We start from the raw sequence: 18,413 nt of genomic DNA, 5'->3' as shown, positions 1-18,413 counted from the left end.
GAGCGATGAAAGGGAACATCTCGTCGTGAAATTCTTGATCTTCATTAAGTGCCGCCAAACCGTTAGGCAGGGCCAATGCGGATCTTTCACGCCTTCGATCTCACCCTGTCGAGTAAAATCACGCAGGTTTGTGCCAAGGTCCATCCGCCAGAGTGTGCGCGATGAACCTTGGACCGGACAAGGCGCATATTTTTCGGATCCTGCATCGCGACAATCTGCCTTGGATCCTACACAACGGAATTCATTGCCGAAGCAGCCAGCTCGTCGATCCGAACTATGTCGACATCGGCAATCCGGAACTGATCGATCGGCGCAGTGGAAAGGCAGTTCCGGTCGAGCCAGGCGGGACGCTCAGCGACTACGTGCCGTTTTATTTCACGCCGCGCTCACCGATGTTGCTCAACATCAAGACCGGGTACGGCGGCATTCGGCAGCGCGCCAACGACGAGATTCTGATTCTTGTCAGCAGCCTTTACAAGGTCAGAGATTATCCACTGCCGTTTCTTTTCACCGACCGCCATGCTTATGTGCAGACAGCGATCTTCCACAACGATCTTGCGCAATTGCCGGTGATCGATTGGGAAATCCTGTGTAGAAGCGACTTCAAGAGGGACAATAACGATTTGGGTAAGTTTGAACGCTATCAGGCTGAGGCGCTTGTGCAGCAGCATGTGCCGATCGCCGCGCTGTTCGGCATCGCCTGTTCGAGCGAGGCCGCGGCCGGTCGGGTGCGCGCCCAACTCGCGGCGGCCGAGGTAGCACTGGACGTAGCGGTCATGCCCGGGTGGTATTTCTGATGATTACATATACGCAAGGCAATCTTCTCGAGGCCGATGCGGAAGCATTGGTGAACACGGTCAACACCGTCGGCGTCATGGGCAAGGGCATTGCGCTCATGTTTAAGGAGAATTTCCCCGCCAATTTCAACGCCTATGCGGCAGCTTGTAAGGCCCACGAGGTCGAGGTTGGCCATATGTTCGTAACTGAACGACGCGAACTCATGGGGCCGAAGTGGATCATCAATTTTCCGACCAAAAAGCACTGGCGTCATCCTTCCAAGTTGACCTGGATCGACGAAGGGCTGCTCGACCTAAAACGCGTTATCGTTGAGCATGAGATTCGCTCCATTGCGCTGCCTCCTTTGGGTAGCGGAAATGGCGGGCTTGAATGGCCAATCGTCCGCGATCGGATCGAACATGCATTGCACGATCTCGAAGACGTGCGCGTGATCGTTTACGAACCTACCGCAACCTATCAAAATGTCGCTAAGCGCACCGGTGTCGAGAAACTTACACCGGCACGAGCGCTCGTCGCCGAACTCGTGCGACGCTATGCGGTCCTCGGCTTTGAATGCTCGTTTCTCGAAATCCAGAAACTAACTTACTTCGCTGAGCGCAGCATTGAGCATTGCCAACTCGACAACCCTCTCGATCTGCGGTTCGAAGCCAACCGCTTCGGTCCCTTCGCTGCGCGGCTGACCCACCTTCTTAATGCGCTGGACGGCAGCTACCTGCGTAGCGACAAACGCATAGGGGATGCAGGACCGATGGACGTTGTCGATTTCGTAGATGCTAAGCGCGACCGCGTCGCCGCTTATCTGGGCTCGGAAGCGAAGGATTATCTTCCTGCTCTGGAGTCTACTAGCGAGCTCATCGACGGGTTCGAGACTCCGCTTGGTATGGAACTCCTGTCCACTGTCGATTGGCTGATCGCGCATGGCGCAGAAGCGAGCATCGAAGGCATCAAGAAGGGTTTGCGGGACTGGCGTGGCGGCAGAGACGCAGGGCAGCGTAAGCTACAGCTGTTCAATGATCGCATGATCTACATCGCCTTGGAGCGCTTGGCCTCGTGGCACGAGACAAGCGCCGTTCGAGCAGGCAACGCCTAGCGTGAGTTGGAGCCCTGCATGGCGCAAACCCAGATAGAATGGACTGACGCAACCTGGAACCCTGTGGCCGGTTGCACGATCATGTCGGCCGGCTGCACTCATTGCTACGCGATGGAAATGGCACGCCGCCTTGAAGCGATGGGCGTCTCCAAATACGCAGGCCTCACGCGCAAGAGCGGGAACCGAACCGTGTGGAACAGCGTCGTGCGCGAGGACCGAAGCGCGCTTGCCATACCGCGCCGCTGGCGCAAGCCCCGCAAGATTTTCGTCAATTCGATGAGCGATCTTTTCCACCAGCAGGTGAACGAAGCGTTCATTCGTGAAGTATGGCAGGTGATGCGCGATACTCCACATCACCACTATCAGATCCTCACGAAGCGTCCCGATCGTATGGCATTGTTTCTCAAGTCGCGCGGCGAGGACATTTTGCCGAACGTCTGGCTTGGGACAAGCGTCGAAGACGTCGACGTCGTACGCCGTATCGACGCTTTGCGAGAAGTTGCCGCAGCAGTTCGTTTTATTTCTTTTGAACCGCTGATCGGATCTGTGGGCCCGGTAAATCTCGACGGTATCGACTGGGCTATCGTCGGTGGCGAAAGTGGTCGGTGGGCACGTCCGATCAAGGAAGCGTGGATTGACGAGATACACCGTCAATGCAGAGCATCAGGAACGGCATTTTTCTTCAAGCAGTGGGGCACTTGGGGGGAAGACAATAAGCGTCGCTCCAAAAAGGCGAACGGGCGCAAATACCGCGGGAAAACTTGGGACGACATGCCGAAAGTTCAACCAAGTGTATGAACCCCTCGTATCTTAAGCTACGAAGGTCTATCTGCTAACACTGGCGGCCTCGCTCTATTGTCCAATTATATCCAGGAACGTTTGGCGAGTATTTCTAGCGGAATTGTCTGACGAGGATGCATGGCAAGAAAGCACTATGGTTGGGAGCTCGGCGCGACACCCCCGGTGTTGGGGGCGCACAGCTTGGCCAAGCATCACGTGTTCGAACGCTACACCGAGCGATACATCGAAATCCTTTCGCCGACGCTAGCAAAGCGCGAATTGAACCTGACGATCGTGGACGGTTTTTGCGGTGGCGGCCTCTACAGTTTCGAAGATCGCATGGTTCCGGGATCACCTATCCTGCTCGTGCGCGCCGTACGAGCAGCCGAAGCCAAGCTGGCGATGGCGCGCAAGCACGGCTTCACTGTGCACGCCGACTATTTCTTCATCGATCGAAAGCGGGCGCACATCGAATTTCTTCGCGATCAGCTTGCCCAATCAGAGTTCGCCGATGAAATCGAGCGCTCTATCCACCTTGCGACTGACGCCTTCGAAAATCGCGCCGACGCAATCATCACGGCTATCCGTGCAAAAGGCTCCAGCCATCGTGCGCTCTTCTTCCTGGACCAGTACGGATGGAGCGCAATCTCATTCCAGACAATCCGGCGCATTTTCTCAGAGCTCAAGAACCCTGAGGTGATCATCACATTCTCGGTAGATAGCCTAATCGACTATCTCACCGCAGAAACAGCGCGAATGAAGAGCGGTCAGGCGATCGAGCTGGATGCGTCGCTGGGAGAGGCCTTGGCCGCCATGAAGACGGAGGCGGGCCAGCGCGCCGTCATTCAAGGCTTTCTCTACAGGCACATCCTCAAGAATACCGGTGGTGATTATTACACTCCATTCTTTATCCGCTCTCCCGACAGCCACCGCTCGTACTGGCTGGTGCATCTGTCGAAGCACAGCCGCGCGCGAGACGAAATGGCGCAACTTCACTGGGCGCTGCAGAATACGTTCGTTCATCCCGGTAAGTCAGGTTTCAACGCCCTCGGATTTGATCCAACCATCGATCACAACCAGGCTCGCTTCGAGTTTGATTTCGGATCGGACGCGAGAACGGACTCCCTCAATACCGCGATCGAACAACTCCCGGGTCTGTTCTACGACGATGCAACCAGGCTGGGCGAACCGGTTACGATAGAGAGCTTGTTTACAGCTCGCTGTAACGAGACACCCCTGACTATGAGGTTGGTCGCGGAGGCGGTGACGCGATTGCGCGACGATCTCCGCGAGGTCGAGATATTCACACCGGACGGCAAACTTCGACCGCGTGCAGTGAACCTGTCGCCCAAGGACATTGTTAGAGTTCCTGTCCAGAGCTCCTTTCTTCGATCGACTGGGGCAAGAAAAAACTGAGCCCGCAATTGCCTGGCCGTCCAGAAACGAGACGAACGCTCTCCCAGGTGATAGGGGATCTTCTGGCGAAACGGTTCGCGGGAGGGTTTCCCGGTGGTGCGAGAGGCCAACAGCTACTTGTGGTCTCGGATTTCAGCGGAACGCATGCCGGCTCCGCTTTCACCAGCTATGCTTTTCTTTCGGTTGATATCGATCAGAACCCGCTATGGCTGACCTTGCAGCGCGAGTTTCGCAGATCCTCTCTTCGCCGCCGGCGTATGGCATACAAGAATCTCAATGACCGAATGCGACAACAAGCCTTGCCCGAATTTCTGCAATTGGCCGACCAGCTCGTTGGGGCGCTGACTATAGTCGTCATACCCTGCGGATTTGGGCCTATGCTCGAAGATATCGGGAACGAAGCCGAAGAGGCACTGCAACTGTGGAAGCCCACTGTCCACGAGCATTTGCTTCGCGTCACGCATCTCGGCGGCATGTTAGCAGCCGCCATGTCCCGACCGGGCCAAGACGTTATGATCATCACCGATCAGGACGAGGTCGCCTCTAACGCGACGCAGCTAACGCAGCTAACGGAACTCTTTTCGCGCGTCCTAGGAAACAGTTTGGCCCACAACCTCGGGCATATTCGCGTTGGCACGACCCAGAGCGATGACGGGACGCTCGCCCTTGAGGACCTTGCTGCCATCGCCGACGTCGCCGCTGGCGCTCTTTGCGAAATATTGAGTGCTATGAAATTGCACGGTTTCGGACCTGGAAAAGGTATCATCTCGCTGCTGCCGCAAGTTGCCTCACCCAAGGCTCGCCTGATCGGCCACTGGCTGGCCTGCAACCGAGCAAGTCTACAACGGGCGATCATACTGATTGAGAAGCCAGAAGGCGCCGGCACCTACAAAGCGGGTCTGTTAAAACTCCAGTCAATAACCGGAAATGTTTGGATGCCTTAGATATCTTTATTTGCCCCTCTATCTCGGACTCGACCTCCCTCAATACCACTGGCGGTCAAGTTGGAGCCCGCATTCCGTTTCTAACTTCAACGCAGACCCCGAATGTCCGGAAAAGGCCTCGTCCAGCGAATTTCGGACCGTCCCCTTGCGGCCCAAAAATTCTTTAACTGAAGATACCGAGACTTTCCTTGGCCATTCCGGCCAAGGAGAATGAAGATGACCTATTCACAATTCGATCCGGCAGCCCAAAGCCGTGTGCCTTGGAACTTCGGCGCGAAGATTGGCCCCAAACGGCCGTTCAATCAGAAACAGATTTGGGCGATCCGGTTCTTCCTCGATCGTGAGAAGCGGATTCGAGATCGCGCATTGTTCGATCTTGCCATCGACAGCAAATTGCGCGGCTGCGATCTCGTCGAACTTAAAATCGGAGATCTTGTTTCTGGACCGGAAGTTCGAAAGCGTGCGGCTATCACTCAGCGCAAAACCGGTCGCCCCGTCCAATTCGAAATCGCATCAGACGCGAGGGCTAGCCTATTTGCTTGGTTAGAACGGCGCGGCGGCTCAGTGGAAGACTATGTGTTTCCAAGCCGAGTGGATCATTCACGACACTTAAGCACGAGGCAGTATGCTCGGCTCGTCGATGAGTGGGTTGAGGCTATCGGCCTGCGTCCGGAAGAGTATGGAACGCATTCGCTTCGCAGAACGAAAGCCTCGATCATCTACAAGGCGACTGGCAATATCCGAGCGATCCAAATTTTGCTCGGCCACACTAAGATCGAGAACACGGTTCGCTATCTCGGCGTCGATATCGAGGACGCGCTCACCTTGGCGGAGAAGACTGAAATCTGACTGCTCACGGACGCCGGTCGGCAGCTGACTGGCGTCCGCTACTGGGTGGGAAGCAGACATCGAAACTTTTTAGTTAGTGGCTCTGAGTTTGGCTGACGGTGCAACTGTAATCGAATTGGTGAGCCATCTTGTCCGGTGCATTCTCGAAGTAGACGAATGCTGAATCTTCGTCCCAGTCTAGATTGCCATTTTCGTTCAGCGTTGAGATACGCAAATCATCCGGCTGGTGCGGATAACGATCACGATATAGTCCAAGACCGCGAACAGCGTTAGTGTGCCTTAAAAAAATCGCACCTGCCAGATTTTGCGATCCACCTTGATAGGTCGCTAAACCATCAGCGTGCCAAAGGATTACATCGCCATCGACATACTTGCCAGTCAGATCGGCCTCATAGTCGATCCTGCCAATTCTGTCCTGCGAATAGGGAATAGTAACCGACGCTGACTGCTCGGGCACTGCGAAGGAGCAATTTAAGTGAGCGGTTTCTGGCGCTGGCGGTGATGGAAACAAGTAGCGCAACGCTGCAAAAGTCAGGAGACCGATGCCAATCGGTATTATGTAACGCGGTAGTTCTTTCACTACAATCATCCTTCCCACATTCCGGAAAGCAAGAATAACTGTGATGCTGTTAGTCGACAACGTCCGGAACTGGGTCGTGAGCTGACTGTCAGCTTCACCGAGCGCGTCGTCTATGAGCTGACAGTCCGCAATCGGCCCAAGTTGCGACGTTCGATGCACCGTGGAATCCCGATAATTGGGATTTTTGATTAAAAGTTCGGCAGAGCTATGCGTTGACGATGCAGGAGACCTCAGCCTTTCCGTCATGCTAATCTCTACCAGGGCATAGCTTATCCGACCTTTGTGCTTCGCTATCTTTCAGATCATTTCAAATTGAAAGGATCTGAAAATGGGACTTCTCATCGGCAAGACCGCCCTGATCACGGGCGGAAGCAGCGGGATCGGGCTGTCTATGGCCAAGGTTTTCGCCGCCGAGGGCGCACAAATCGTCATCTCGGGCCGGCGCGCCCAATTGGTGGACGACGCCGTCCGGGAGATCGGAGCCAGCGCCCTGGGCCTGACCGGCAACGTGGCGGATCCCGGCCATCACACCGAGGTTGCGGACGAGATCGCGCGCCGCTTCGGCGGGCTCGACATCTATATGGCCAATGCTGGCGTCAACACCATCCGGCACTCCGCAGAGGTGTCGGAGGCGGAATATGATGCCCAATTCTCAGTAAATGCCCGCGGCACATTTTTCGGTGTGCAGAAAATCGTTCCGGTCATGCGCGACGGCGGCGCGATCGTGCTTACCGGCTCGATCGCAAGCGAAAAGGTGCTCGACGGCCACGCCGTCTATGCCGGCACCAAGGCGGCGATCTGCGCGTTCGCCCGCAGCTGGGCGATCGAGCTGCGCGAGCGCCGGATCCGGGTCAACATGCTCAGCCCGGGCCCGACGGACACGGCGATCCTCGACAAGCTCGGCGTTCCGCCGGAGCAGCGCGGATCTTTCGCCGAAGCGATGGCCGCCGCGATTCCGCTCGGCCGGTTGGGCCAGCCCGACGAACTCGCGCGCGCGGCGCTCTTTCTGGCGTCCGATGCCGGCAGCTTCGTCAACGGGATCAACCTGCGCGTCGATGGCGGCATGGTGCTTCTCTGAAGGATTCCGATCCCCTGCTAATCGAAGAGGTTGGTCATGCGGAACCAGTGCATCGATCCCGGTATAGAAGACTGCATCGCGGCGGCCTTCGACCTGGGTAGCGCATATGACATCGAGGGCATGGATACGCTCAATGTCCCGGATCAGGCAGTGCTTGTGCTGTACGGGGACGGCAGCGTCTCATGGGTGTCGCGCGGCGGCGGGGCCGGAGCGCTTTGGTCGGAACGACAGCCCGGAAATCCCCCTGTTTCGCCGCAATATCGTGTCTTGAAGATCGAGCAGCAGGGCACCGAAGCAAGGGCGCTACTTTATCGCCGGACGAGCGCCGAGGCCAATCCTGTACGATGCGACCTGCATCTCCGCAAACAATCGTCCGGGTGGTTTATTTCCGGCGGGAGCGTCGCCCCTTGGCCTGCCCCTCGGACTCGGTGCGGACAAATTGGCGTTATGGCTTGCGAGCGGAAGATGAAATCATGAGCTTTCCATGGGCCACGCCGTATGAGCCCAAAAATCCGCTCGCGCGCTGGCTCGACGACAAGCTGCCGCTGCCCCGCTTCGTCTTCGGCGCCACCGGCGCGGGATACCCGGTGCCGCGCAACCTCAATTATTTCTGGCCGTTCTACGCGATCCTGCGCACCTTCACGGTGGACTTCATCCTGCCAGCGAAGCTGTGGGGCGTGCTGGCGATGTTCGGCTCGATCCTGCTGCTGTTCTTCCTGCCCTGGCTGGACAAGTCTCCGGTTCGTTCGGGCCGGTTCCGGCCGCTATTCCGGAAAATCTACTGGTTCGGGCTGGCTCCCTGCGTTCTGGTTCTGGGCTATTGTGGCGGAGCACCTGCCGAGCAACCCTATCTGCTGATCTCGCAAATCGCGGCCGCTTATTATTTTGCACGCTTCCTGATCATCCTTCCGCTCGTCGCGAAGATCGAAAAGCCCCTGCCTTTGCCGAGTTCGATAACCGCGTCGGTGCTCGCGGATGGTCGAAAGGAAATTGCCCCGGCTTAGAGAGCGCCCGGAGGAACCGGCCCATCCTGCACGCAGGCTCTTACGACCTTGCGCCAAGCCATCCGGCCAAATTGAGCACATATCGCCGGGTGTCCGCCATCGCCTGCGAGTCACGGATCAGACCATCGCCCGGCGCTTCGGTGACGAAGCTGGGGCAGCCGGCACGAACATCCCAATTATAGTCGGCAAAGTGGTGAAAGGTACTCTGGGCGATCGCACGCCCCCCTTCCCAACCAGCCGCAAACGCCACGGCGATGTTGAAGGTACGACCGGTGGCGATGCTATGCCCGGTTGCGATGACGCGCGCGTCACTGCCCTCCGGCGCCCGGACGCCGCCTTCATGCGGGTGCGCGGGCAGATGGCGAATGGCGCCGGTTGGCGAACCCGGGTCGCTTAACACAGGGTGGACCGGCAAGACCGGGTCGATCGTCTGATAGTCGCCGTTCGCGCCGGAATGGAAGTTCGGCCACGAGATTTTCCTTGTGTACGGATCGTCGCGCCGATGCATGGCCGGATCGGGATGCGGGTTGCGCGAGTGAAAGAAATGCGCGGCGCCGACGCCGCCCAGCGTGCAGATCGACGATCCCAGATCCATATGGTCGCGCGTCACCATCAGCCCGCCTCCCCCTTGCCGAAAGCGCGAAATCGCCTCGCAATCCCAAGACGTCAGACCCCGGCCGCTATCGACGGCAAAAAGCCAGAGTTGGTCGAAGTCGCTGGCGTCCAACATGGACAATACCGCATCCGGTGCATCCAGTGGATCGCGATCGCGCGCGGTCACTTCGTAGAGAGGTTCGCCATTGTCATTGACCTCGGATGCGAGCAGTTCCGCAAGCTGGCTGAACCGGGCGATCGACCAGTCGTCCTTCGTCGGTATGATCGTGGTCTGCAGGAGGATCTTGGTCGGGGCGCGGCTCATCGTCTGTTCCTCTGCCATCTGGGCGTAGATGCGAGCCGGACAGGTTGGGTGCTCGTCTGCCAATTCGTCGGCCGCGCGGGGAAATCGGAAAAACCCGTGCGTTCACCATCCCTGCCGCGTCCGATTGACACGGCTCGTCGCCTCTTCCTCGCATCCGGCCGGTCCCGACGAAATTGTACTTTGATCTATGCTTCCGAATACGAACGGCGTGCTTGGGCCCTGCCTGCGTCCAGGAGCGGCATGAATATCCATCGCGGACACTATCGATCCGTGTTTTTCGATTGGCGAATCAAACGCGGAGTGATATTATCCGTGTTATGGCTCATCTAACGGTCAGCGTTGAATATGCGATCCACAGCCTGCTCTGGCTCGTCGATGCTGAAACCGCCCCCTTGAGCAGCCGCGATCTTGCGGATTTCCAAGGCGTCTCGCCCAGCTATCTCGCCAAGATCTTTCCGAAGCTCGAAAAGGCCGGCATCGTGAAAGCGTCCGAGGGCGTGCGAGGCGGATACGAACTTGCGCGGGCACCGGAAGACATTAACTTTCTCCAGATCGTCGACGCCATCGAAGGTCGGAAGCCGCTGTTCGATTGTCAGGAGATCAGGGGGCGTTGCGCGGCGTTCGGTGAACTTCCGCCGACTTGGGCGACCCGCGGCGTTTGCTCGGTCCATGCGGTTATGCTGCGCGCGGAAAAGGCGATGCGCGAAACACTCGCCGGGGCGTCGCTCCGCGATCTGACCCAGGCCGTTTCCCGCAAGGCGCCTCCGGAATTCGCAAACGACGTAAAGGCTTGGCTTGGCGAACGCGTCCTGCGTCGCGCCGGTAAATCATCTTCATCCGCACGTCTCTCATCGCACGGGGAGGATCTCTCATGAGCATTGCTGCTGTCCAGACCGAAGAGCCGCTCGTCGTCATCGTGGACGACGATGACGAGGTCCGCACCTCGCTTGAGGAACTCATGTTGTCGGTCGGGCTCGACGCCGCCAGCTTCGCTTCGACGCGCGAGATGCTGGAAGCGGACCTTCCGGAACGGCCCGGCTGCCTCGTGCTCGATGTCCGCATGCCGGGATCGAGCGGCCTCGATCTCCAGCACCATATGGTCGCAACCGGCAACGCCAAGCCGATCGTATTCCTTTCGGGCCATGGCGACATTCCGATGACCGTCCAGGCGATGAAGGCCGGCGCCGTCGATTTCCTGACCAAACCGTTTCGCGATCAATCTCTGCTCGACGCAGTAACCATCGGAATTGAGCGCGATGTTGCCCGCCGGGCGGATTCCCAAATTCTCAAACAGCATGTCGATCGCTACGAGACGCTGACGCGGCGAGAACGCGAGGTACTGGGGCATGTCGCACGCGGCAGGCTCAACAAGCAGATCGCCTTCGATCTCGGCATCAGCGAGGTTACGGTGAAGCTCCACCGCAGCAGCGTGATGAAGAAAATGGAAGCCGCATCGATCGGCGAGCTCATTCGCGCGTGGGAAAGACTTCCCGCCGCGCTGCGCGAGCGCACGACCTAGACCATGGTATGGTTTAAATCCCACGCGATTCCAGCGACATCGGGGATTGGCCGCTGTGGCCGTGTTCGTGAGGTGTTTTCGCTTGTCCAAGAATCCGGTTATCGCGATCGTGGATGACGATCGGCCTGTACGCGAGGCGCTTTTCGACCTCCTGCAGGTAGAAGGTCTCTCAGCTCGCACTTTCGAAAATGGCGTCGATTTTCTCGCCGACGGAGCCGTCGATCGATTTGATTGCGTCATTACCGACGTCAGGATGCCCGGCCTCGATGGCCTGGAGCTGCAACGCAGGTTGCGTATGCGGGGCTCCCCGACTCCCGTAATTTTCATCACCTCTTCGGTCGAGGATGAGACCCGCGTTCGCGCGCTCCGAGACGGGGCTTTTGCCTGGTTCACCAAGCCGGTCGCCGACGAGGCGTTGTTGACCGCGCTTAATGCGGCGCTGGAGGGAGGCGCGGCGGCCGATACCCTGAAACCGCCGGGAATCTGAGATGGCCGCGGCAACCCTCGACAAGGCCGCGAAACCGAACGGCGCCATGCCGAGGGAATCGCTCGTGCCGCGCTTCCATGAGCCGGGTCACGCAGGCCTGGACGAAGATACGACCGCCTGGTGGGCGCTGGACGTGTCAGACGCGCGCTCTGCAATCGCCGCAATAGCGCGCGGCGCCGAACCGCACACCATGGCGGCAGAGCTTCTCGCCGCGGTCCGCATTGTCGATATCGATCTGAACACCGTCCATCTGGTCGGGCCCTATGGGGGTCGCCGGCAGATGATTGGCAAATCGATCACGGCCTATTGGCCGGCCGAAAGCTGGCCGGCCATCGCAGAACTCATCGTTTCCGCGGTGGCGGATTTCCCGCCGGGCGCAGCCCGGACGCGCGAGATCACATCGATCGCATTCGACGATGCCCGGCTCAGCATCTCGGCCGACAAGAACCGGCCCGACCTTGTTTTCATATCGATTGGGGGCACCGTCACCGACGACCGCTCCTTATGGGCCGTGCGGGCAAGCGAGGAACGCTACCAAAAGCTCATCCGCCACCTGCCGATCGCGCTTCTGCAAGTGGATGCCAGAGAGATCGGCGCGACCTATGAAAAGCTGAAACGCGAAGGTGTCTCCGAACTCGGGCCCTATATGGATGCGCACCCGAAACTGATCGATGCCGCAAATGCGGGGGTCGTGGTGACCGAAGCCAACGACCATGCCGCTCGTCTGTTCGGCGTGGAGAATCCATCGGACCTCATAGGACCAGTCAGCTTTGTCTTCGCCGCCTCGCCCCAGTCGGCACGGCGCGTGATGGCCGCCCGTTTCGAAGGCAGGCGAAGCCTAGCCGAGACCATGAAATTGCAGACCTTCGACGGCCGTTTGCTCGACGTCGAAATTTCGGTGACCTATCCCCGCCCCCCGGAACGTCTCGATGTGACGCTGATCAGCATCGAGGACATTACCGATCGGCTGCGCACCGAAGCGCAGCTACGCGAACTGCAGGCGGACTATACGAGGGCGGCGCGAATTTCGATGCTGGGCGAACTCGCCACCTCGATCGCCCATGAAGTCAACCAGCCGCTTTCCGCAATCGTCACCAACGCGGAAACGAGCCTGCGATGGCTATCGCGGCCCGATCCAAATTTCGCCAAGGTCGGCCAGCTCACGTCGCGGATCGCAGGCAGCGCGCGGCAAGCGAGCGAAATCGTGCAGCGCATCCGCGGGATGGCAGTCCAGCACGCGCCGGAACGCGAACGGCTGGATCTGAACAAGATTGTCGACGAGGCCCTGCTCTTCGTTCGCCACGAAATCGAATCCCGGGCGATCGAATTGTCGATCCGGCTCGGGGAGGCCCTGCCTGACATATGCGGGGACCGGGTCCAGCTTCAGCAGGTGATCGTCAACCTGCTTCTCAATGCCGTGCAAGCGCTCGGCCATAGCGATGCGGCGCGCGGTACGATCGATCTTCATACCGCCAAAGACACCGAAGGCATGGTGACCTTCGCCATTCACGACGGCGGCCCCGGCATTTCCGGCAACGATCTGGACCATATCTTCGACAGTTTCTTCACGACGAAGGACGACGGCATGGGCATTGGCCTTGCCATTTGCCAGTCGATCATCACTGCGCATGGCGGCGCAATCGCGGCCGATAACCACCCGGAAGGCGGCGCGTTGTTCCGTTTCTCGCTTCCCGCCGCTTCCGTGGATTGATGCCGCCCGGCCATTTGCAGGGAGAGTGGCCGGGCGGCCGCCGATTCAGCTGCGCAAAAAGGCAAGCAGGTCGGCGTTAAAGCGGTCGGCATGCGTCGCGGTCAGGCCGTGCGGCGCGCCGGGATAGTAGAGTTCCTGCGCATCCTTGATCAGCTTGGCCGATTTGTACGCCGTATCCTTGATCGGCACGATCTGGTCATCCTCGCCGTGAACAATGAGCGTCGGCACGTCGATTTTCTTCAGATCCGCCGTGAAATCGGTTTCGGAAAAGGCTTCGATACAGTCATAGGCGTTCTTCAGGCCCACCTGCATGCTCCACAGCCAGAACTGGTCGAGCAGGCCCTGGGAGACCTCGGCCTCGGGACGGTTCGCTCCATAAAACATCTGGGCGAAATTCTTGTAGAATTGCGAACGGTCGTTGGCGACGTCGCGACGCAGGCCGTCGAAAACCTCGATCGGAATGCCTTCGGGATTGGCCTCGGTCTGCACCATTATCGGCGGCACGGCTGAAACCAGCACTGCCTTGGCAACGCGGCTCGTCCCGTGATTGCCGATATAGCGCGCGACCTCGCCGCCGCCAGTCGAATGGCCGACCAGCGTCACATCGCGCAGGTCGAGTTTGTCGAGTACGGCCGCGAGGTCGTCCGCATAGCCGTCCATGGTATTCCGTGCAGTCGCCTGCTCCGATCGGCCATGACCGCGCCGATCGTGAGCGATGACGCGAAAGCCATTCTGCGCCAGGAACAGCATCTGAGGGTCCCAGGCGTCAGCGTTCAACGGCCAACCATGAGAAAAGCTCACGACCGGGCCCATGCCCCAGTCCTTATAGTAGATTGCATGTCCGTCCTTGCTGGGAATCGTCGGCATGGAGGGTCTCCTTATAGGAATGCTCAACGGCCCGGCACGAGCCGTCGTTCAGCACGCTCGACCTATGAAAATTCGGGGCGGCCCATCGACCGGGCGGAGGCAGAGTGAATCCCGTCGCCAGGGCGAGGCCATGCTGGCGCTACGGTTAGGATAACTCAAAGCGAGCTTAGTCCGCTCCACGGAACCTTCAGATGCACCGGCGATTATCGGGTGCCGGACCTACCCAAAGGATAGGGTGCGTCGCCGATTGGCTAGCATCGCGTATCCGTCCGCACGATGCCGCCACCGCCCGAATTGCGCGATCCTGCATCTCGTTCCCCATCCGACACGGTGCCGCAAGCGCTCTGTCCAGCCATGAGGTGAAGAGATGAAGGTCGTCGTAATCGGAGGAACGGGTCTCGTCGGATCGAAACTCGTGCAACAGCTGAACGAGGCGGGCCATGAGGGCATTGCCGCCTCGCGCGCAACGGGTGTCGATACGCTGACCGGCGAAGGTCTCGGACAAGTCCTCCCGGGCGCTGAAGTCGTTATCGACGTTTCCAATCCGGGCTATTCAAATGCGGCGAATATGCTGCGCTTCTTCGAAGTGTCGGGTGCCAATCTTCTCCCGGTCGAGCGCGAGTTCGGCATCGCCCATCACGTCACCCTGTCGGCAGTCGGTGTCGGCCGCGTGAACAGCGGATATTTCGTCGCAAAAGGCGCGCAGGAAAAACTGGTCGGGGATTCGGGCCTTCCCTTCACGATCGTTCGTTCGACGCCCCTTTCCGAATATGTCTACAACATCGTCGATGCCGGCGGAGACGGCGATCTCATTCGCCTGCCCCCGGTTCGCATCCAGCCGATCACGGCGAATGATGTCGCAAAGGCACTCAAGCGCGTTGCGCTGGGGGCCCCCACGAACGGGATTATCGAAATCGCCGGTCCGGACACCTATCGGCTGCCGGTGCTTGCGGAGCAGATCCTCACCGCGAACGAGGATAGCCGCAGGATCATCGTCGACGACACCGCACCCTATTTCGGCGCGCGGGTCGGCGATGAACCGCTGACCGGCGGGGATCATCCGCGCTTCGCCTCGACCAGCTTCGAGGATTGGCTTCGCAGATCATTCATCCCGGCGGGGCCGCATCCTGCCTCCCCCCAGATCCACTATGAAAGGACTCTATCATGAAGATCGTCGTGATTGGCGGCACCGGCCTGATCGGCTCGAAGGTCGTCGAGAAGCTCAAACAGAAAGGCCATGATACGATCGCGGCGGCACCGAATACCGGCGTCGACACGATCACCGGCGAAGGTCTCGCAGAGGCGCTAGACGGTGCCGAAATCGTCATCGACCTGGCCAATTCGCCATCGTTCGAAGACCAGGCGGCAATGGATTTCTTCCAGACCGCCGGGAAGAACATCGTCGCCGCAGAAACGGCCGCCAGCGTGGGTCACCACATTGCGCTGTCCGTCGTCGGCACCGATCGCATGCAGGACAGCGGCTATTTTCGCGCCAAGCTTGCCCAAGAGGAGCTGATCAAGAGCTCCCCCATTCCCTACACGCTGCTCCACGCAACCCAGTTCTTCGAGTTTCTGCGCGCGATCGCCCAAACTTCGACAAAGGGCGATACCGTGCATCTGCCGCCAGTAAAATTCCAGCCGATGGCCGCCGAAGACGTCGCAAGCGCTGTCGTCGAAGTGGCGCTTGGCGCGCCGTTGAACGACACGATCGAAATCGCCGGTCCCGAGATATTCACGCTCGACGAACCCGTTCGCGAGGTGCTCGAATTTGACGGGGATTCCCGCGACGTGATCGCCGATCCGCAGGCTCCCTATTTCGGCATCCAGGTTAGCGAAGAGACGCTCGTCCCCGGTGCCGGCGCTCGTCTAGGTTCGACCCGGTTCGACTGGTGGCTGACCCACGTGCCGCCTCCACCGAAGCGCTTATGAATCGGAAAGGAGGCGAGAGATGATCCGGAATGCCGCTCTTGGAACCGCCATTGTGCTTGGCCTCGGTGCCGTGATGAACGGGCTTTTCATGCTCGCATCACCCGCGAACTGGTATTTCTCGGTACCCGGCGTCACGACGACGGGCCCGTTCAACCAGCATTTCATTCGCGACATAGGCCTGATCTTCCTGTTTCTGGGGATCGCCTTTCTCATGGGCGTCGCCCGGCCCCGGTTTCGGGTGGTCGCCTGGGCCGCGCCGACGCTCTGGCTGTGGGGCCACGCCCTCTTTCATTTCTGGGAAGTCGCCGTCGGCATTTGCGGGCCCTCGGCGATCGCCCGGGACTTTCCAGCGGTCACGCTGCCGGCCCTACTCGGCACCGCCCTCGTCCTGTGGGCAGCCAGGGACGGCGTGGCGGGACGGAAAGCCAAACTTTGAAATTCCGCAGCTTAAACCAACCCCGATTTCGAAGGAGAATATCCATGACCCCCCGTATGAACATCTTCCAGACCGCCGCGGAAGGCGCGCAAGCCATGCTCGCCGTCGAAACGAGCATCGAGAAAAGCGGTCTCGAACACGGCCTGCTCGAACTTGTCCGGCTTCGCGTTTCGCAGATGAACGGCTGCGCCTTCTGCATCCATATGCATGCCCGGGATGCGGTGAAACACGGTGAATCCGAGATGCGGATCCACCTGCTCGACGGCTGGCGCCATTCGCCGGCGTTCACCGATCGCGAGCGTGCTGCGCTGAACTGGGCCGAAACGCTCACCAACGTTGCCGAAACCCAAGCGCCCGACGCCGATTATGAAATGCTGCAGGCCGCGTTCGACGAAACCGAGATCGCGTATCTCACGCTGCTGATCGGCGCGATCAATCTCTGGTCGCGCGTTCAGATCGGTCTCCGCGCCGTTCATCCGGCCGAGGAAAGCAAGGCCGCTGCCGCCTGAACCCACAACGCCCCCGAGCTGCGCCGCCCCTGAGCGGCGCAGCTCAACCCGGAGGATGGAGGACGGATAATGGATTTTTTGTCTGAGACCGAAGACCGCACTCTGCACCGCCGTGCCGTTTCCCGGCACACCGCCGTCGATTGTGAAATCGAAAATGCCCCCGGCGCATCACGGGTCTTGGCAAATGCCGGCGTCGTTCACGATCTCGGCAATTTCATCCAAGTCGCCACATCCGCGATCAATCTGATTTCCCGGACGCCGGAATTGCCCGCAAGCCATTACGGCTCGATGCTGGAGCAGGCCAAACTGGGGCTGGAGCAAGCCGGCGCGCTCATCAGGCAATCCATCGGGCTCGCCCGCGACCGCGCGCCGGCCGCCCCCAGCGCATGCGTCACCGCCTGTCTGGCCGACGTCGCGATGCTCATAGATGGCATGGACGGGCTCGGTCTCAAGATCGACGTGGAGCCGGGATTGCCTCAGGCCCGATGCGATCCGCTCGCATTGCGCAGTGCCGTGCTGAATCTCGTATTCAACGCGCGGGACGCGATGGCGGGCCGAGGCCTTGTCGCCATACAGGGGCGTGCGATCCCCGCCGATCATTCCGCGGCGACCATCGAGATATGCGTCGCGGATCAAGGCATCGGCATGTCGCCGGACACGATCGAACGCGCGTTCGAGCCCTATTTCACAACCAAAAGCGACGGGCTCGGCGGCGTCGGCCTGCCGATGGTCGAAAGATTTGTCCGCGAAGCGGGCGGCACGATCGCGATCGAAAGCAGGGTGGGCGTTGGAACGGCCGTGTTCCTGCGCTTGCCAGCGTGCCCCCACGTTGCCGGAAACGAGCGGACAATCGCATCCCTCATAACCTTACGGGAGTCAGACCGATGAAACTCTACTACGCGCCCGGCGCCTGCAGCCTGGCGGGCCGAATTTCTCTTCATGAAGCGGGAATTCTCGCCGATTTCGAGAAAGTCGATCTCGCAACGAAGGTCACCGAGAATGGCGACGACTATGCCGCGATCAATCCCAGGGGTTATGTGCCCATGCTTGTGCTCGACGACGGGGAGTCAGTGACCGAGAATACGGCCGTCCTCGCCTATATTGCGGAATGCGAACCGGCGCTGTCCCCCGAGGGCCCGCTCGCACGCATCAGGTTGATCGAGATCCTGACCTATCTTTCGACCGAATTGCACGGCGCCTTCAAACCCTATTTTCACGAGGCAAGCGAAACCGAGAAAGCCGCCGCCGGCGAAACGATCGCCGGGCGGCTCCGATTTCTCGCGGAGCAGATAGACGACCATTATCTGTTCGGCAGGCGGTTTACCGTCGCCGATGCCTATCTGTTCGCAATGCTGAGATGGGCGATGGCCTTCGGGGTGCAGGTTCCGGCGAATCTCGTCGATTATTTCGAGCGCATTGCCGCGAGCGAGATCGTGCGCCGGTCGCTCGCCGAAGAAGGGCTGACATAGTGTCGGGCGATCTTCCCATCACCCGGGT

20 protein-coding genes and 1 pseudogene are annotated in these 18,413 nt (G+C 59.6%); 18 read left to right on the top strand and 3 right to left on the bottom strand.

The genetic code is table 11. The features are described 5' to 3' along the window. Window positions 1-161: 161 nt before the first annotated feature. From darT to H6P80_RS16200, 6 genes are all read left to right on the top strand, one after another. Window positions 162-797 carry a type II toxin-antitoxin system toxin DNA ADP-ribosyl transferase DarT gene (gene darT, locus H6P80_RS16225; protein ID WP_185802456.1) on the top strand — a complete coding sequence of 212 codons (636 nt, stop codon included), beginning with the start codon at window positions 162-164 and terminating at the stop codon, window positions 795-797. Continuing rightward, a complete protein-coding gene (gene darG / locus H6P80_RS16220) occupies window positions 797-1,888 on the top strand; it encodes a type II toxin-antitoxin system antitoxin DNA ADP-ribosyl glycohydrolase DarG (protein ID WP_185802455.1) in 1,092 nt (363 codons plus the stop codon). Before darT ends, darG begins: the two co-directional genes overlap by 1 nt. Window positions 1,889-1,906: 18 nt before the next feature. After that, the gene (locus tag H6P80_RS16215) at window positions 1,907-2,686 is read left to right on the top strand and encodes a phage Gp37/Gp68 family protein (protein ID WP_185802454.1); all 780 of its coding nucleotides are present in this window, start codon (window positions 1,907-1,909) and stop codon (window positions 2,684-2,686) included. A 120-nt stretch (window positions 2,687-2,806) separates the two neighbouring features. Further along, a complete protein-coding gene (locus tag H6P80_RS16210; RefSeq protein ID WP_185802453.1) occupies window positions 2,807-4,084 on the top strand; it encodes a three-Cys-motif partner protein TcmP in 1,278 nt (425 codons plus the stop codon). Window positions 4,085-4,203: 119 nt separating this feature from the next. Next, a complete protein-coding gene (locus H6P80_RS16205; RefSeq protein WP_185802452.1) occupies window positions 4,204-5,028 on the top strand; it encodes a hypothetical protein in 825 nt (274 codons plus the stop codon). Between the two features lie 216 nt (window positions 5,029-5,244). Continuing rightward, a complete protein-coding gene (locus H6P80_RS16200; RefSeq protein WP_185802451.1) occupies window positions 5,245-5,877 on the top strand; it encodes a tyrosine-type recombinase/integrase in 633 nt (210 codons plus the stop codon). A gap of 73 nt (window positions 5,878-5,950) precedes the next feature. Here the strand turns inward: H6P80_RS16200 and H6P80_RS16195 are convergent, their stop codons facing one another. Beyond that, on the bottom strand, window positions 5,951-6,703 hold the full coding sequence (locus H6P80_RS16195) for a hypothetical protein (protein WP_185802450.1): 753 nt from the start codon (window positions 6,701-6,703) through the stop codon (window positions 5,951-5,953). Window positions 6,704-6,785: 82 nt separating this feature from the next. Between H6P80_RS16195 and H6P80_RS16190 the strand changes: the two genes are divergently transcribed. Next, window positions 6,786-7,535, top strand: a complete 750-nt coding sequence (locus H6P80_RS16190; protein WP_185802449.1) for an SDR family NAD(P)-dependent oxidoreductase — start codon at window positions 6,786-6,788, stop codon at window positions 7,533-7,535. Between the two features lie 605 nt (window positions 7,536-8,140). After that, a pseudogene (locus H6P80_RS16605) lies at window positions 8,141-8,539 on the top strand (cytochrome b); the annotation flags it as partial. A gap of 40 nt (window positions 8,540-8,579) precedes the next feature. On the opposite strand, the gene H6P80_RS16180 reads toward H6P80_RS16605, so the two are convergent. Continuing rightward, window positions 8,580-9,458 carry a hypothetical protein gene (locus tag H6P80_RS16180; protein ID WP_185802447.1) on the bottom strand — a complete coding sequence of 293 codons (879 nt, stop codon included), beginning with the start codon at window positions 9,456-9,458 and terminating at the stop codon, window positions 8,580-8,582. Between the two features lie 281 nt (window positions 9,459-9,739). Here H6P80_RS16180 and H6P80_RS16175 point away from each other — a divergent pair, with 281 nt between their 5' ends. From H6P80_RS16175 to H6P80_RS16160, 4 genes are read left to right on the top strand one after another with little or no spacing between them, the layout of a single operon-like run. Beyond that, window positions 9,740-10,333 carry an RrF2 family transcriptional regulator gene (locus H6P80_RS16175; protein ID WP_235973974.1) on the top strand — a complete coding sequence of 198 codons (594 nt, stop codon included), beginning with the start codon at window positions 9,740-9,742 and terminating at the stop codon, window positions 10,331-10,333. Then, a complete protein-coding gene (locus tag H6P80_RS16170) occupies window positions 10,330-10,977 on the top strand; it encodes a response regulator transcription factor (protein ID WP_185802446.1) in 648 nt (215 codons plus the stop codon). The genes H6P80_RS16175 and H6P80_RS16170 overlap by 4 nt, the downstream gene beginning before the upstream one ends. Window positions 10,978-11,032: 55 nt before the next feature. Further along, window positions 11,033-11,464: a response regulator transcription factor gene (locus H6P80_RS16165; protein WP_328805064.1), complete on the top strand. Its 432-nt coding sequence runs from the start codon at window positions 11,033-11,035 to the stop codon at window positions 11,462-11,464. Between the two features lies 1 nt (window position 11,465). Further along, window positions 11,466-13,175, top strand: coding sequence for a sensor histidine kinase (locus H6P80_RS16160; RefSeq protein ID WP_185802445.1), 1,710 nt, complete (start codon window positions 11,466-11,468; stop codon window positions 13,173-13,175). Between the two features lie 45 nt (window positions 13,176-13,220). Here H6P80_RS16160 and H6P80_RS16155 read toward each other — a convergent pair whose 3' ends face one another. Then, window positions 13,221-14,042, bottom strand: coding sequence for an alpha/beta fold hydrolase (locus tag H6P80_RS16155; RefSeq protein ID WP_185802444.1), 822 nt, complete (start codon window positions 14,040-14,042; stop codon window positions 13,221-13,223). A 367-nt stretch (window positions 14,043-14,409) separates the two neighbouring features. On the opposite strand from H6P80_RS16155, the gene H6P80_RS16150 reads away from it, so the two are divergent. The 6 genes from H6P80_RS16150 to H6P80_RS16125 all read left to right on the top strand — a co-directional run bounded on the left by H6P80_RS16150 (window position 14,410) and on the right by H6P80_RS16125 (window position 18,385). Then, a complete protein-coding gene (locus tag H6P80_RS16150; RefSeq protein ID WP_185802443.1) occupies window positions 14,410-15,210 on the top strand; it encodes an SDR family oxidoreductase in 801 nt (266 codons plus the stop codon). Beyond that, window positions 15,207-15,971, top strand: a complete 765-nt coding sequence (locus tag H6P80_RS16145) for an SDR family oxidoreductase (protein ID WP_185802442.1) — start codon at window positions 15,207-15,209, stop codon at window positions 15,969-15,971. The genes H6P80_RS16150 and H6P80_RS16145 overlap by 4 nt, the downstream gene beginning before the upstream one ends. 19 nt (window positions 15,972-15,990) lie before the next feature. Then, entirely contained in the window at window positions 15,991-16,407 is a 417-nt protein-coding gene (locus H6P80_RS16140; protein ID WP_185802441.1) for a hypothetical protein, read from the top strand. Between the two features lie 44 nt (window positions 16,408-16,451). Further along, window positions 16,452-16,916: a carboxymuconolactone decarboxylase family protein gene (locus tag H6P80_RS16135; RefSeq protein WP_185802440.1), complete on the top strand. Its 465-nt coding sequence runs from the start codon at window positions 16,452-16,454 to the stop codon at window positions 16,914-16,916. Between the two features lie 78 nt (window positions 16,917-16,994). Then, entirely contained in the window at window positions 16,995-17,804 is an 810-nt protein-coding gene (locus H6P80_RS16130; protein WP_185802439.1) for a sensor histidine kinase, read from the top strand. Beyond that, window positions 17,801-18,385: a glutathione binding-like protein gene (locus H6P80_RS16125; protein ID WP_185802438.1), complete on the top strand. Its 585-nt coding sequence runs from the start codon at window positions 17,801-17,803 to the stop codon at window positions 18,383-18,385. Before H6P80_RS16130 ends, H6P80_RS16125 begins: the two co-directional genes overlap by 4 nt. Window positions 18,386-18,413: the final 28 nt, after the last annotated feature.

This window comes from Parasphingopyxis marina (assembly GCF_014237875.1).
Lineage (GTDB): Bacteria > Pseudomonadota > Alphaproteobacteria > Sphingomonadales > Sphingomonadaceae > Parasphingopyxis > Parasphingopyxis marina.
The sequence above is the reverse complement of the archived record's forward strand: the minus strand, read 5'-3'. Positions and strand labels throughout refer to the sequence as shown.